This is a genomic window from Gilliamella apis, from assembly GCF_030758615.1.
GTDB classification, from domain to species: Bacteria; Pseudomonadota; Gammaproteobacteria; order Enterobacterales; family Orbaceae; genus Gilliamella; species Gilliamella apis_A.
This window is the reverse complement of sequence record NZ_CP132381.1, coordinates 1874568-1891401: the sequence shown is the minus strand read 5'-3', so window position 1 is coordinate 1891401 and position 16834 is coordinate 1874568. Positions and strand designations below refer to the sequence as shown.

Below are 16834 nucleotides of genomic sequence, written 5' to 3'. Positions count from 1 at the left end.
TAATAACTAATTCTTTATTCTATCATCTTTTTAACTAGCATATATTTGATTATGGTTGCAAACAATACTGGTCCGAAAATAACTCAAGAAAAAGTTACCGTAGAAGTGATGATACACCTATATTGTCACCAAAAACACCATACTCCTAAAAAACAACTATGTGCTGAATGTAGTGATCTCTTACAATACGCCATGCAACGCTTAACAATGTGCCGATTTGGTGAAAAGAAAACCACCTGCGAAAAATGTCCAAAACATTGTTATCGCAAAGATTATAAACAGAAAATTAAAGAAGTAATGCGTTATGCAGGGCCAAGAATGATGCTCCATCATCCAATCATGGCGGTTAAACATTTGTATAAAAATTTAAAAACCATTTTGAAGGTATTTTAACAAAAGTATTTTTTCACAATTAAAAAAGTTGAGGAGAGGGGTTTTTGGCTTATTTTTATCACTTATTTTTTTGATTTCATCAATGTTGCATTCGTTTTTTCTATCAATACAATAATTTTCACTTATTTTAGATGTTTTTTGCAATTTACTCGCAGTTAAATGCTAAAAATGCGAATGATTATCTTTTAAAATACTGTCATTTTTAAAATACAACCTTATTTGATAGGAAGTATAATGTCTGCATTTACGCTTGATCACCTTTCTCAAGGACGTGAAGCTGTTATTAAACGTCTATTACCTGACTCTTTACCTTTTCGTCAAAAGCTTTTAGCTATGGGAATGACGCCCGGATGTAAGTTGACTGTGATGCAAATCGCTCCATTAGGTGATCCAATTGAAATTAATTTGCGTGGTTTTCTATTGTGTTTACGCCGTCGTGAAGCGGCTGCAATTGAAGTTGAGATGGTCGTATGAAAATTGCATTAGTCGGTAATCCCAATTGTGGCAAAACGACATTATTTAATTTATTAACTGGTTCAAAACAGCGTGTAGGTAATTGGCCAGGGTAACCGTTGAGCACAAATCTGGTTCGTTTGCTTATCAAAAGAACCACTATGATATTGTTGATTTACCGGGAACTTACTCTGTTGAGCCAGATCCAATCGGTATTGCTCAAGATGAATTTATTACTCGGCAGTTTCTATTAGCTGATAACAATAGCTTGATAGTTAATGTTATTGATGCAACAAATTTACAACGCAGTTTATATTTAACATTTCAGTTAATTGATATGCAAGTACCTATGGTAATTGTGCTTAATATGGTTGATGCACTTAAAGCTATGGGAGAAAGATTAAATATCGATAAATTAACCAAAGCTTTAGGTTGTCCGGTTATTGCGATTTCGTCTACGCGAAAAACTGGATTATCAAAATTTTATCAGCAAATTGAAGTTAGCTCATCGAATTTAAAGACTGCAATGCCAACCATTGATACGTTAAGTAGTGATGCACAAGCTGTATTTAACCGATATTTAGCTGAATTGCCTGCAACCAGTAGGATACAACAATTTAATCGTTGGCAGTTAATTGAAGCCTTGCTTAATGGGGCAAATGAATCTTTAGATTTTTTAGAAAACGAAAAGTTAGCTGCTTGTCGTTGTTTATTGTCTATCAATTTCGATAATCAGATTGACGTAGCACTTGCAAGTGCACGTTATGATACGATTGATACGCTTTGCAAGATGGTGATTGATAAGCCTAGAGAAGCCAATATTAATCTTACTGAAAAATTGGATAAATTAGCTTTAGGACGTTTTACTGGTATTCCATTCTTTTTACTCGCAATGTATAGCATGTTCTTTATTGCGATTAATTTTGGTTCAGTTTTTGTCGATTGTTTTGAAGGGGTATTTAGTACCATTTTTGTTAATGGCTTTACTTATCTCTTAAATATGCTAGATACACCAACTTGGTTAACGGTTATTTTAGCTGATGGGGTTGGTAATGGCATCACCACGGTATCGACTTTTATACCGGTTATTGCGGCGATGTTTTTTGTGCTATCTTTTTTGGAAGATTCAGGTTATTTAGCGCGAGCAGCAATGATTGTTGATCGTTTTATGCGATGCATTGGTTTACCCGGTAAAGCGTTTGTACCCATGTTAATGGGGTTTGGTTGTGGAGTACCCGCAATTATGGCAACAAGGACACTTGATAGCCCTCGTGATCGTATTTTATCAATTTGTTTAATTCCGTTTATGTCTTGCAGTGCTCGATTACCCATTTATGCTTTGTTTGCTGTAATATTTTTTCCTAATCATGCATCGATTATTGTCTTTATGCTGTATTTGCTGGGTATTTTAGTAGCTATGCTAACGGGATTTATATTAAAAAATACTCTGTTACAAGGTGAATTAACGCCATTTATTATGGAAATGCCCGTTTATCGTCTTCCGACATTACGGAGTATGTTGAGAATAACTTTTCAACGTTTGAAAAGCTTTGTTTTACGAGCAGGAAAAGCTATTGTCGTTATGGTAACCGTGCTTAGCTTCTTTAATTCCTTAGGAACTGATGGTTCATTTGGGAATGAAAATTCAAATCACTCTGTGTTATCAGTTATGGGACAAAAAGTTACTCCTGTATTTACACCTATGGGAATTGACAAGCAAAATTGGCCTGCAACAGTAGGTATTTTTACCGGGATTTTTGCTAAAGAGTCCGTTGTGGCAACTTTAAATTCACTCTATTCAATGGATCATCAAACGGAACAACCAGCGCAATTTTGTTTTTATAATGGTATCAAGTCCGCGTTAGAAACCATTCCAGATCGTTTTATTGATTTAATTAACGCAATCGCTGATCCGCTAGGTCTATCAAGTATTAATCAAGATGAAAATAATCTACGAAATGAATTGTCTGTCGACTCGACGACGGTATCGAAAATAAGTGGTTCATTTGTTACATCATCTTCAGCTATTGCTTATCTTATTTTTGTGTTGCTTTATACACCTTGTGCAGCAGCATTAGGCACAATCTATCGTGAAACAGGGCTAAAATGGATGATATTTGTTGCTATTTGGACCTTTGTTATAGGTTGGTTGTCTGCAACGATTTATTACCAATTTAGTTTATTAGGCCAATCTTCATATGCGCCTTATTGGTTGATAGCTATTGGAGGATTTATTACTTTCATTTTTATCGTTATGCGTAAAATCGGTCGTTTACCTTGCTTTAATCAATATTACTTACCAAAACCACGATCTCACAAAAAACAATCAGCTTGTTGTGAATAAAATTATTGGTTAATGTTAAATATTGAATAATATGTTAATTACTGCAATTCGTGATTATATTCAGTTACAAGGACGAGCTAATCTACAAGATGTGGCTCGTCACTTTCGTTTGTCTACCAGCGCTGTTGAACCTATGCTAAATTTTTGGGTTAAAAAAGGGTTAATAAAATTAATTAAACGTGATTTATTAACTTGTGCAGGTAAACAGTGTTCAACGTGTATAAGTTGTAATTTAGACGCTTATGCAAGCTATGTATGGATTGAGTAGAATAGCTTATACAATCAATTGATGGCTAAAATTAATTTGATTGTATCAAAAGTATTAGTATCTAACCTTTGATAAATTCCAGCCAAATTATTTTAATTTTTTGCTTTTTTTAGAGTTGAATCCACTTTTTTATCCGCCATTAAAAAATTAAATTATCTTTTATTTGCTATTTTTTTGCGACTTATGTCACAAAATTAAATTTATTTGTATCTCAAAATTACAAATGATATTAATATGAACTTATGTTCATTTTGGTGAAAAAAAAGAAAAATATAAAACCGATAAAAGTAATAAAAAGATATCCTTGGTTTGAATTTAATTAAAAAAGTGACTAACTATTGAATTAGATAATTAGATAAATATTAAGAGTCAACTTGTTACATTAATTACTTGTTGATTTTGATGTGCTAAAAAGTTAGTTAATGTTTATGGAATAAAAATATTTTTTGTTTTTATCGATAGCTTATTCAGATCAAATTGTAGTTTTATCGTTCTTGTTCATTTTTAGCCAAAAAGACCTTAACCGAAACGACGAAACCTTGTCGTTTTATTACTTAATAAATGTTATTATAACCGTGTTTAAAAAACATGTAGTAGAGGAATTAGATGTATGAGTCAATTAGATGAATTCAAAAAATTAACTGTAGTTGTTGCTGATACTGGTGATATCGATTCGATTAAACAGTTTTCTCCTGAAGATGCAACAACTAATCCATCGCTTGTTTTAAAAGCTGCTCAACTTCCTCAATATCGTTATTTAATTGATTCTGCTATTGAAACAGCTAAAAAACTAGGTGGTAGTAAAGCTGAGCAATTGGTTAATGCCTGTGACCAAGTAGCGGTAAACATTGGCGCTGAAATTCTAAAATCTATTCCGGGGCGAATCTCGACTGAAGTTGATGCAAGGTTATCATTTGATACCCAAGCTTGTATTGAAAAAGCTCGTCGAATTGTTGAACTTTATAAACAAAAAGGCATTGATAAATCAAAAATTCTGATTAAAATCGCTTCTACATGGGAAGGTATTAAAGCTGCTGAAGTTTTAGAAAAAGAAGGGATTAACTGTAATTTAACTTTATTGTTTTCTTTCGCTCAAGCGCGTGCTTGTGCCGAGATTAATGCCTTTTTAATTTCACCATTTGTTGGTCGTATTTATGATTGGTATCAAGCTAAGAAACCTATTGATCCTTATATTGCTGACCAAGATCCTGGTGTAGTTTCAGTACGTAATATCTATAACTATTATAAACAACACGGTTATAAGACTATTGTCATGGGGGCTAGTTTTAGACAAGTTGATCAAATTTTAGCATTGGCGGGTTGTGATCGTTTAACTATTTCCCCTAATTTATTGTCTGAGATGCAAAAATCAAGTGCCCCAGTAGTGCGTAAATTAGATCCAAATCAAACCTTAGTTGAGCGTCCAGCATTAATGACTGAAGCTGAGTTTAGATGGCAGCATAATAGTGATGCTATGGCCGTTGAAAAATTAGCTGAAGGCATCCGTGCATTTGCTGTCGATCAGGGTAAACTAGAAGATATGATCGGAGCACTACTTTAATTAATAGAATAGGGGAATATATTCCCCTTTTTGTTTTGTTACGAAAGCGTTTTATTTGTCTACTATTTGTAGACAATCAATGAATATTTAAAATATATTTTGGAGAATATGAACATGAATGTAACCACACTATCCCACCGCGAACTAGCCAATGCGATAAGAGCATTAAGCATGGATGGCGTGCAAAAAGCGAAATCAGGCCATCCAGGTGCGCCGATGGGGATGGCAGACATGGCTGAAGTCCTTTGGCGAGGATTTTTAAAACACAATCCTACCAATCCTAATTGGGCTGATCGGGATAGATTTGTATTATCAAATGGTCATGCATCAATGTTAATTTATAGCTTATTACATTTGACTGGTTATAACGTAACGCTCGATGACATAAAAAACTTTCGTCAATTAAATGCTAAAACCGCAGGTCATCCTGAATTTGGACATCTTCCGGGCATTGAAACAACAACAGGTCCATTAGGTCAAGGTATTGCTAATGCTGTCGGTATGGCTATTGCTGAAAGAACATTAGCAGCTCAATTTAACAAACCTGCACATACCATTGTTGATCACCATACTTATGTATTTATGGGTGATGGTTGTATGATGGAAGGGATTTCCCATGAAGTATGTTCATTAGCTGGTACACTTAAATTAGGCAAATTAATTGCTTTTTATGATGATAATGGTATTTCAATTGATGGTGAAATTGAAGGTTGGTTTACCGACGATACCGCTAAACGTTTTGAAGCATATGGCTGGCATGTTATTCGTGGTATTGATGGCCATGATGCTAAGGCATTAGCTGAGGCTATTGAGCAAGCACAAGCTGTAACTGATAAACCATCATTATTAATGTGTAAGACTGTTATTGGTTTTGGTTCTCCAAATAAAGCTGGAAGTCATGATTGCCATGGCGCACCACTTGGTGATGCTGAAATAGAAGCAACTCGTAAAGCTTTAGGTTGGTCATATCCTGCATTTGAAATTCCAAAAGATTATTATGATGCATGGGATGCAAAAGCTACTGGTAAACAACGTGAAGATGAGTGGAATGCTCGCTTTGATGCATATGCAAAAGCTTATCCAGAATTAGCAAAAGAATTCAAACGTCGTATGGATGGTGATTTACCAAATAATTGGCAACAAGTTGCTAAAGATTTTGTTAATAAGCTACAAGCAAATCCAGCAACAATTGCTACCCGTAAAGCTTCGCAAAATGCCATTGAAGCTTTTGCGCCTGTGTTAACTGAATTTTTAGGTGGTTCAGCTGACTTAGCACCAAGTAATTTAACTATGTGGTCAGGCTCTAAAGAGATTTTAGCTAATCCAGATGGTAACTACATTCATTATGGTGTCCGCGAATTTGGTATGTCTGCAATCATGAATGGTATTTCTTTACATGGTGGCTTTATTCCTTATGGTGCAACTTTCTTGATGTTTATGGAGTATGCGCGTAACGCAGTCCGTATGGCCGCTTTAATGAAAATTCGCTCTTTATTTGTCTACACGCATGACTCAATAGGTTTAGGTGAAGATGGTCCAACTCACCAACCTGTTGAACAGATGGCAAGCTTACGAGTTACTCCAAATGTTAGTACTTGGCGTCCTTGTGACCAAGTTGAATCAGCCATTGCTTGGCAATATGCTGTTGAACGTAAAGACGGTCCAACTGCGTTAATTTTCTCTAGACAAAATCTTAAACAACAAGAACGTACCGAACAACAATTAGCCAATGTTTATCGTGGTGGCTACATTTTAAATGATTGTAATGGCACTCCTGAACTTATTTTAATTGCAACTGGTTCTGAAGTCGAACTAGCAGTTGAGGCTTATCATAAACTTACTGAAGCAGGTAAAAAAGTACGTGTTGTTTCAATGCCATCAACCGATGCATTTGATAAACAAGATCAAGCTTATAAAGAATCAGTTTTACCATCTTCAGTCTCTGCACGAGTTGCTATTGAGGCTGGCATCAGTGACTATTGGTATAAATATGTTGGTCTAAATGGTAAGATTATCGGTATGACAAGCTTTGGTGAGTCAGGTCCAGCAGAACAATTATTTGCTAAATTCGGCTTTACAGTTGAAAACGTTCTAGAACAAGCAAATAGTTTATTAAAATAATAAAGTTATTTTAATAGTAAAAAGCCACCTTATCGGTGGCTTTTTTTAATCTAATTAAATTAAGAGACTATAATTTGAATTATTAATCATTAAATGGATTTGGATCTTTTTTAAGATTATCAAATGGATATAACTTATTTCTCCAATCTTTAATTTGAATGTCTTTTTGTTCTGGTATATCAATTAAATTGTAGTGCATATAATCGCTTTGGACATTCAATTTAATCCCCATCCAATGGCTTAATAAATAAACAAATTGATAACCAGAGATCTGTTTATTTATCTTTATTTGAGCTGTTTGTGGCGAATTAAAAAATATCAATGGAACTTGATAGCTATTTTGGTATTCCCAGTTATGTCGTAAATCTTGATATTTTTCCGTATGAGATAGGCCATGGTCTGCAAAGTATACTACAGAATAATCTTGATTATGCTTTTTTAAGATATTTATAGCAGATTTAATAAAATCATCAGTTTCTTTAATACTGCTGGTATAGCAAGATAAATTTTTATTATTGAGATCGAATTGGGGCTCAAATTGTAATCTCTTACAGAAATGTGGGTGAGAACCAATTAAATGCATAACAATGAGTCTAGGTTTATCTTGTTTTTCAGATAATAAAGAATCTAATTGTGGTAAAAGTAAAGTATCGTATTTGCCACGCGAGGATTTACCATTATATTCTCCTTTTTTAGTATAGAAAATATTCTTAGCATAAGCAGTAATCCGAGGTACGGTTATTTCCATTCGCCCTAATTTACCTTGATTAGATAACCAGTAAGTCTCGAATCCAGCATCATTAGCAATAGTGATAATGTTATTATTTAGTTGAGCACTGACTTCATCATTATCTAAATAACTAGATTGACTAATTAAATGTGGTATTGATGATTGGGTATTCGATGCTGGGGCAATTAATCCATCCCAAATTATTGAAGCATTTTCTTTAGTAAAAGGTGTATTATCATATTTGAATCCATAAGCACTCATATAATCTTTACGAACACTTTCACCAATGATAATAACGTAGGTTTTATGCTTAGGATCAACTGAAACTATCGGTATTGTATTAGTTTTTTGAATTTGATTAAGTTGTTCTTGTTTCTCTGTTAAATAAATATTAGCACTTTCGTATAAATCAATAGCAAATTCAAAAATTGGATATTTAAAATTATCTAAGATTGTTGAGGTGACCGAAGTAACTGTGTTGGGTTGATATTTGATAATAGCTTTAATTGGTCGATATAAACAGATTAATAATGCAACAGCTATAATGTAGTAATTTTTTATTTTAGGAAACTTTATCTTTCTGAAAACAATTACAAAAATTATGATTAAGATTAATGGAATTAAATAGCAATAGAATGGTAATTGCGTACAGAACTCTTGAATTTCATCAATGTCAGTTTCAGAAATAGCACTAATGACGGCAACATTTGGTGAGCCATAATAAAATCCAATTGGGAAATAAAGTGCGGCTATAATAAATAATAGTCCAAATAAATAACGAAAAAATGTAAATCTAGCAAAAAAAATTAGTGAAAAATAAGTAAGGAGTATTCTATCAAATCTTTGAGGATAACCTAATAAATAAACTAATAATACGGAAAGGAAAATGCAGACAAGATGTGATATAAATAAATTATTTTTGAACATTAAAAATCAAATCCATTCTAAAACTATTTGTTAAAAATTCGTTAAATTATATAGCCTATCAAATTTTAAGCAACTTATATTCTTTCATTTTTGATAATTATCAAATTAAGATAACATATAGCTTAGGCGTCGTTATTAATTATTTCTAATAGACTTTTACCAAACTACCTATAATTAATAGTTAGTTTGGTGATATTATAAGGTTTAATTATCTGGATGCTCGTTTTAATATTATTTCTGTTGGTTGCTTTTGTAGATAAACCATTCTCGCAATTAACAGAAATGCAGCAACAGCAAGTCCTAATATAATCCCTATCCAAAATCCAGCAGCACCAATTGGCTGCATTACCAGATCTGTTAAGCCTAGAATATAACCAACTGGTAATCCAACAACCCAATAAGACAATAAAGTAATAAAAAAGATGCTTTTTGTATCTTTGTAACCACGTAATACATTACTTGCCACTACTTGTAAATAATCTGAAGCTTGGTAAATAGCTAATAGGATGATGAGTTGTAGACAAATAGCTATAACCGCAGCCTCCTTAGTAAATATTGTAATAATAGGTGTTCTAAATACCACTAAAATTAGTGCTACAATAACAGCAATGACTAACGATATGAGCAAACTGATGAAAGCTGTTTGTTTAGCTAAACTTGGTTTTCCTTTTCCTAACAGATAACCGACGCGAATACTGGTTGCCACACCAAGAGATAATGGAATTGCAAATGTTAAGCTACTAATGGTAAAAATAATTTGATGTGCAGCCACCGTTATTTGTCCGAGAGGGGCAATAAGTAAAGCAACGACAGCAAATAAGCTCATTTCAAAAAAGTAAGCAAGGGCTAGAGGCATTCCTAAAACCACTATTTTTTTGATAATGGAAAAGTCAACAAGCTTTGTTAATGGTGTTTTACGAATATCTCGTTGGCTAGCAGTAGTTAAAGTATATAAACGGATTAAAATGAACATTAACCAGAAAATTATTGCTGCAGTAATGCCACAACCAACACCACCAAACGCAGGTAAGCCTAATTTGCCATAAATCAAAATATAGTTAATTGGAATATTAGCTAGTAAAGCAATGAATATAATCACCATGGCAGGTTTTGTGTTAGATAAACCTTCACATTGATTGCGGTAAACTAAAAATAGTAGAAATGCAGGTACTCCCCACATAATTGCACGTAAAAAAGAGACGGCAACTTCGACCATTTCTGGATCAATCGGGTTATCATTAGAGCTTCTTAAACTAATTATTTTATCTGAATGATAGAGAATTAACATTATGATCACCGATAAAATTAATGCGATCACCACACCTTGCCGTGTATGATCGGCAACTTGCTCACGTTTAGCTGCACCATTTAAGTTTGATATAATAGGGGTTAATACAGTCAATAGCCCTTGACCAAATAAAACTGTAGGTAACCAAATGGATACCGCAATAGCAACACCTGATAAGGCTGTTTTACTGTAATTGCCAGCCATAATTGTATCAACAAACGTTATTGCTGTTTGTGATATTTGGGCAATCATGACAGGAATAGCTAAGGTGATTAAATTATTAATTTCACTTCGATAATGTAATTTCATTGATTGTATTTACTGTTGTACAGTTCCCCATAAATCGTATTCATCTGAATGTTCAATATTGACTTGAACAATATCACCAACTTTAACAGCTTTTTCTTCATTTAGATAGACAACGCCATCTATTTCTGGTGCATCAGCCATACTCCGTCCAATTGCACCTTCATCATCCACTTCATCGATAAGCACAGACAATGTTTTACCAATTTTGTTTTGTAGCTTACAGGTTGAAATTGTCTGTTGTAATTGCATAAAACGATCGAAGCGTTCTTGTTTTATATGTTCAGGTATTTGGTCGGCTAATTGATTAGCTGCAGCACCTTCAACTGGGCTATATGGGAAACAACCGACACGATCTAACTGTGCTTGAGAAAGAAAATCAAGCAGTAATTCAAAATCTTGTTCGGTTTCACCTGGATAACCGACGATAAAAGTTGAACGTAGGGTGATTTCTGGACAAATATCTCGCCACTTATGAATTCTTTCAAGTGTTCTTTCAATTGTACCTGGTCGCTTCATTGATTTTAATACTGTAGGGCTAGCGTGTTGTAATGGTACATCTAAATAAGGTAAGATTTTGCCATCAGCCATTAATGGAATTAAATTATCCACACTAGGGTAAGGATACATATAATGTAGACGTACCCAAATACCAAGACTAGATAATTGTTCACAAAGGGTATGAATATCGGTTTTTAACGGCATACCATTCCAAAAATTGGTTCGGTTTTTTATATCAATACCATAAGCCGATGTATCTTGAGCTATAACTAATAGCTCTTTTACTCCTCCATCAACCAAACGTTTTGCTTCATCAAGCACATTACCAATCGGTCGACTGATCATTTCGCCACGTAATGAAGGGATAATACAGAATGAACAACTATGGTTGCAGCCTTCTGATATTTTCAAATAAGCATAATGTTTTGGTGTTAGTTTTACGCCTTGTTCGGGCACTAAACTAATAAATGGATTATAGGAAGGTTTTGGCGCATATTTATTAACATGTTCAAGAACAGCTTCATAACTGTGTGGTCCTGATATTTCAAGTACTTTAGGATGCACATCACGGATTTGATCTTCTTTTGCGCCAAGACAACCAGTCACAATAACTTTTCCATTTTCATTTAGCGCTTCGCCAATGGCTTCTAATGATTCTTGTACCGCACTATCAATAAAACCACAGGTGTTAACAATTACTAAATCTGCATTATCGTAGCTAGGTACAACTTGATAACCCTGTGTACGTAATTCAGTTAAAATTCGCTCAGAGTCAACTAAATTTTTAGGACAACCAAGGCTCACAAATCCAATAGTAGGGGATGATGTATTCATAATATTTATAATAATTTAAAATTTATTGAGGTATTTATCGAGAATTTAAAAGTTTGCCAATTTAGATTATGACAACAGGCGGGCATTTTAACATATTTAATTTGAACCAAATAAAAAATTTTTAGCGAGTTATTATCTGAATTAATATAATTTCTTATGGCATGTATTATAACACGCCATCTATCGTAAATAAGTTGAAGTGTATCCGTAATAAAGGATGCTTCAATGTCTGTAATTTAATCTTATTGGTTGATTATGTGTAACCGATAATATCGATAAACCGTATTTGTCGGTTTACTAATATTAATATCCTTTGCATCTATTCTTTCCTTTCAATATTCAATTATTACATTATTTTTATAAGCTCTATATTATTGGGCTACTTTATCTAACAAGATTTGACTTATTGTTTAATTATTTTTATTTTCAATATGTTAGATGAATATGAGGTAACTTATTAACTTAGTTTTTAATTCTAATTAATATCAATTAAAAATATCCTCTCTAACCATATCAAATTAAGAGTTATTAAAACTGTTTTATTAAAGCCCTTCATAAATTTTACTTTCTTCTTGTATGTCTTCATTCCCATAATATTCGAAGAAAAGATCGGATTCATATATAATTTTCAATTTACCTTCTGCATGGCTATTTCCTTCTAGCAGTAAACTAATACCAGATTGTTTGAAGTTAGAAAAATAGACGCCACAACCTTGATACCCTAAACATTGATAAAATTCGTCATTTTCTCTATATACTTTTAGGCCAATTTCTTCAAGAGATTCCGCTTTGCCATATTTTTTGGTTAATGCTTCTTTATATTTAAAATATGCATTTTTACCTTCAACTCCATAGGGATCTCTTGTAATTTCCTCACTTAATACTACTTTTATCAAACCTAATTGCTTGTGAGCTAATAATTTATATGAAGTAAAATTAGGTAACGTTATAGGAGGGTTAGGTAATTCATATATGATCAAATCATTTTGTTCAATTATTTCTTTTGCTTTATATTTTGAAACAATGTCCGATATTGGTGCCCCCCATGTTAAACCTATTGGAGCATCCGCACGCGCGTGAACCATAAAAGGAAATAATACTGCAACTAACAATAGTTTTTTCATTAATGTTTACTCACCTTATATTAAATTGGCGTGTAATAATAAACAATAAAAAACATTTATCAATCATTTGATAGGGAGTATGTGAAATATTCTGAGGAAGGGCAAGGCAAAGCTATTAATTAAAAAACCCTTATAATGATAAGGGCTTTTGTGAAAGGAAGTTAATTTATCATAAAAAATCAAATTATTTTAATGCATTAATTACTTCATCAATTTGACGATCTAAACTTTCAGCTCCACCACCTGATAAATACCAAAGATCTGGTGTTAAATAAACAACTTCCGTTTTGCTTTTCGCTAATACTTTTGCATTGAAGAAGTCATCTTTCATCGCAGACTGACCAATTGCTTTACTGCGGTCTACAACATAAATAATGTCTGGTTTGACTTTACTAATGTAACTATTATCAATAAAAGTTGGTTTTGGTTTTCCAATACCATTGGTTGGTTGTGGCGCTAATGGCACTGCCCGTTTTACATGTAACACATCATGGATTAATGCTGCGCTAGAGCTTGCATTAATAAGGATCATTTTACCGTCATTATGAATAGCTACAATTGCTTTTTTATTACTTGCTTGAGCAACAGATTGTGCATTGTTAACTTTGGCATCTAGTGATTGAATCAGATTGTTAGCTGTTTCTTCAGTACCAGTGATATTTGCTAATACATTGATATGATTTTTGGTTGATTCAAGATAGTTTTTGGCATCAACGCTTAAATTAATGACTGGAGCAATTTTAGTGAATTCTTCCGTATGGCTTGCTTGTCGGCCGTCAATGATAATTAATTGTGGTTTAGCTTGTTTGATTGCATCAATATTTGGTTCTTTCATATTACCTGTATCAATAACGTTTGCATTTTTATATTGTTGCAGATAAGTCGGAAGAACAGAAAGAGGTGTTGCTGTTACAATTGATCCTTTACCTAAAGCATCTAATGTATCTAAGGCTCCATAATTCATCACTACAACTTTATTTGGTGATTTAGGTACAACAACTGATTGTTTATTATCAGGATTTACTGTAATTGACGATTGACAACCAGTCAAACCTAACATTAACGCTGCTAAGCTACTTAATAATAGTTTTTTCTTAGTATTCATAATTAGTTCCTATATGTATGATGCAAATGATAACTATTATTGTTTAAGGCATGTTAATTGTCTAGTAATAAATAATTTTTCGTAAGGATATTGATAATTATTCTCATATAGTATATTGTTATCGGCAGATTTCTTTGCAAAATATCAATATAATTAATAGGGTTATAACAATGAATACGAAGTTTAAGTTGGCTACACATGTCTTAAATACAAGTATTTTATTATCATTATCAGGTTTAGCGATGGCGGCTGATGATAAAAATACTGATACTATGGTGGTGACAGCATCAGGATTTTCACAACAAATTAAAGAGGCTCCTGCAACAATTTCAGTGATCACACCGGAAGAAATTAGCAAAAAGCCTTATCGTGATGTCACCGATGCTCTGAAAGATATTCCTGGTGTTACTGTATCTGGAGGTGGAGATAAGACTGATATTAGTATTCGTGGTATGGATGCTAAATATACTTTATTATTAATTGATGGTAAAAAAGTGAGCACTCGTGAAACTAGACCGAACGGTGATAATTCTGGTTTTGAACAAGGTTGGTTGCCTCCACTAACTGCTATTGAACGTATTGAAGTTGTTCGTGGACCTATGTCATCCTTATATGGATCAGATGCTATGGGTGGGGTAGTTAATATTATTACTAAAAAGGTCTCAAATACTTGGCATAGTGGGTTACGTGTTGAATCAATTATGCCTTATCGTTCAGATGAGAAAAATACCTATGTAGGAAGTTTTTCAACGATGGGCCCGATTATTGATGATATTCTAGGTATTCAATTATATGGTCAATATTCAAACCGTCATGAAGATAAATATTTAGGCGGTCATGCACAACAAAAACTAAGAAGTATAAATGGAAAGCTATCACTTAATGCTTTTGATACACAAAAATTTGATTTTGATTTTGGTCACGCATTACAAAATTCAGGCTCTACTGATAAAAAAACTTTAGAAAAAGGTAGAGGAGATATTAATCGTGATAATCATCGTAATTCATTTGGGATTACACATAATGGATTATTTGGTAATGTAACAACAACTTCTTATATTTCTCATGAAGAAAATAATAATTTAGCTAGAAAAATGAAAATTCGTAATACTGATGTAGATTCTCGAGTGACGATTCCTTTTAGTATTAATATGCTAACGATAGGGGGTAAATATAATTACCAAGAGCTTCATGATAAAGGTAATGAACTTACTAGTGATATTACTAAAATTGATCGCTGGAGCTATGCATTATTTGCGGAAGATGAAATAAGTATTATCGATAACTGGAGCATAACAGCTGGTTTGCGTTATAACAAAGATGAAAACTATGGTAGCAACTGGAATCCAAGAGTCTATAGTGTCTGGAATATTAATGATAACTTTACCTTAAAGGGTGGTTATTCAACAGGTTTTGCAACACCTCAACTACGTCAAGTTGTACATGATTGGGGGCAATCAACAGGTGGTGCAGGCAAGAATGGTAAAAAAGGGGTAATTCTTGGTGAACCTAATTTAAAACCAGAAAAATCTGATAATTTTGAAGTTGGTTTTGGATATACTAATGATTATGGTATTGATGCTTCTGCAACAGCATTTTATACCAAATATAAAGATAAAACACAAAGTTATTATATTTGTAATGATGAATCAAAAAAGCAACGATGTAGAGTAGAAGGTTCCAACAAAAAATTTGATTTCGTTCAAAAATGGCAGAACGTAGATAAAGCTGATCTTAAAGGTTTAGAATTATCATTTAAAACACCTTTATTTACCGATTTCTTATTAAGCTCTAACTATTCGTGGACTAAAACAGAACAAAAAACTGGTGAAAACAAAGGTAGAGCGCTAAATCGTACTCCTAAACAAAAATTCAATGCTCAGCTTGATTGGAATCTAACTCAGCAATTAGATTTGTGGACGAAAATGGCATATTATGGAATAGAGCATGCAACCAAAAGAGTAAGAGAGGGAGGAGAAACTAAAATTAAACACGTAGTTTATGCAGGTTATACCTTCTGGGATGTTGGTACCTCTTTTCAAATAAATAAAAATGCTAAGATTTATGGCGGTGTTTATAACTTGTTTGACAAAGAAGTGACGAATGATGACTTTGGTAAAACCTTAGAAGGTCGTCGCTATTTTATTGGTACTGAAATTAATTTCTAATTAATATTCATCAATAAAACTGTTATTATAAATATTGAGTGGCTGTTAATTCAGCCATTTTTTATTAATAATATACTATACATAAATATTTTAGTTTATTCGTTATGATTTCGGATTATTTCAAAAAGGGATTTTAAATTAATTCATGTCCAAATTTGGTTGTAAAATTATATTTATTGTTATATTGTTTTTAATGTACTCACCTGTATATGCTAATAATATTGTATTAGTTAATCTATCTAGATCTAAATTTGTCTTTGACCCGTATGCAGCAATATTTGCGGTAGTTTTACTTTTTGTTTTATGGCAAGTGTTTAAAATATGGTCAACATGGAAGGTTAAGCAATGGGAAAAAGAAGAACAGCAACAGAAGCTGCAAAAGAAAGTTGAAAGAGATCGATTATTTGCTGAGTCAAGAGCAAGAATGCGCTTAAAAAAACAATTAACTAAACAAAAATCACGAAAGAAAAAAACACCAGAAAAGTAATATCCGCTCTTAGTCGGTATTTATTCAGTTCAGCTAATTTTTTCATTATAAAAATTTTGAGGAAAGGGGTTTTTAGACTTTAAATTCATCAAGATTTCCTCACAATTATCATTGATAGATAACAATCTTATCAAGTTTAATTAAATATCATATCTTATTGAATTATTTATTGGTCGTAATACATAGCAAGCTAAAGGATTTTGTAATATATTATCTGTCATGAA

12 protein-coding genes and 1 pseudogene are annotated in these 16834 nt (G+C 32.9%); 8 read left to right on the top strand and 5 right to left on the bottom strand.

Annotation, left to right across the window (positions count from 1 at the left end):
- Positions 1-51: 51 nt before the first annotated feature.
- From RAM17_RS08715 to tkt, 6 genes and pseudogenes are all read left to right on the top strand, one after another.
- Positions 52-393: a nitrous oxide-stimulated promoter family protein gene (locus RAM17_RS08715; RefSeq protein ID WP_086363911.1), complete on the top strand. Its 342-nt coding sequence runs from the start codon at positions 52-54 to the stop codon at positions 391-393.
- Positions 394-627: 234 nt separating this feature from the next.
- The gene (locus RAM17_RS08710) at positions 628-867 is read left to right on the top strand and encodes a FeoA family protein (protein ID WP_110447616.1); all 240 of its coding nucleotides are present in this window, start codon (positions 628-630) and stop codon (positions 865-867) included.
- Positions 864-3190: pseudogene (gene feoB, locus RAM17_RS08700) on the top strand (Fe(2+) transporter permease subunit FeoB). Before RAM17_RS08710 ends, feoB begins: the two are co-directional and overlap by 4 nt.
- A 31-nt stretch (positions 3191-3221) precedes the next feature.
- Positions 3222-3458, top strand: a complete 237-nt coding sequence (locus RAM17_RS08695) for a FeoC-like transcriptional regulator (protein ID WP_110447618.1) — start codon at positions 3222-3224, stop codon at positions 3456-3458.
- A gap of 610 nt (positions 3459-4068) precedes the next feature.
- The gene (gene tal / locus RAM17_RS08690; RefSeq protein ID WP_065613207.1) at positions 4069-5019 is read left to right on the top strand and encodes a transaldolase; all 951 of its coding nucleotides are present in this window, start codon (positions 4069-4071) and stop codon (positions 5017-5019) included.
- Between the two features lie 114 nt (positions 5020-5133).
- Complete coding sequence (gene tkt, locus RAM17_RS08685; RefSeq protein WP_110447619.1) at positions 5134-7140, top strand: transketolase; 2007 nt, start codon at positions 5134-5136, stop codon at positions 7138-7140.
- 82 nt (positions 7141-7222) lie between these two features.
- Here tkt and RAM17_RS08680 read toward each other — a convergent pair whose 3' ends face one another.
- The 5 genes from RAM17_RS08680 to RAM17_RS08660 form a co-directional block, all read right to left on the bottom strand.
- Positions 7223-8797, bottom strand: coding sequence for a phosphoethanolamine transferase (locus RAM17_RS08680; RefSeq protein ID WP_110447620.1), 1575 nt, complete (start codon positions 8795-8797; stop codon positions 7223-7225).
- Between the two features lie 208 nt (positions 8798-9005).
- A complete protein-coding gene (locus tag RAM17_RS08675; protein ID WP_110447621.1) occupies positions 9006-10394 on the bottom strand; it encodes an MATE family efflux transporter in 1389 nt (462 codons plus the stop codon).
- 9 nt (positions 10395-10403) lie between these two features.
- The gene (gene rimO / locus RAM17_RS08670; RefSeq protein ID WP_110447622.1) at positions 10404-11726 is read right to left on the bottom strand and encodes a 30S ribosomal protein S12 methylthiotransferase RimO; all 1323 of its coding nucleotides are present in this window, start codon (positions 11724-11726) and stop codon (positions 10404-10406) included.
- A 542-nt stretch (positions 11727-12268) separates the two neighbouring features.
- Positions 12269-12850, bottom strand: a complete 582-nt coding sequence (locus tag RAM17_RS08665; protein WP_110447623.1) for a hypothetical protein — start codon at positions 12848-12850, stop codon at positions 12269-12271.
- A 184-nt stretch (positions 12851-13034) separates the two neighbouring features.
- On the bottom strand, positions 13035-13955 hold the full coding sequence (locus RAM17_RS08660) for an ABC transporter substrate-binding protein (RefSeq protein ID WP_110447624.1): 921 nt from the start codon (positions 13953-13955) through the stop codon (positions 13035-13037).
- A 170-nt stretch (positions 13956-14125) separates the two neighbouring features.
- Here RAM17_RS08660 and RAM17_RS08655 point away from each other — a divergent pair, with 170 nt between their 5' ends.
- Positions 14126-16123 carry a TonB-dependent receptor domain-containing protein gene (locus tag RAM17_RS08655; RefSeq protein ID WP_110447625.1) on the top strand — a complete coding sequence of 666 codons (1998 nt, stop codon included), beginning with the start codon at positions 14126-14128 and terminating at the stop codon, positions 16121-16123.
- Between the two features lie 193 nt (positions 16124-16316).
- Positions 16317-16610 (top strand): PRKR-interacting protein 1, encoded by a 294-nt coding sequence (locus RAM17_RS08650; protein WP_146208314.1) that lies wholly within the window; start codon positions 16317-16319, stop codon positions 16608-16610.
- The last annotated feature ends 224 nt before the right edge of the window (positions 16611-16834 follow it).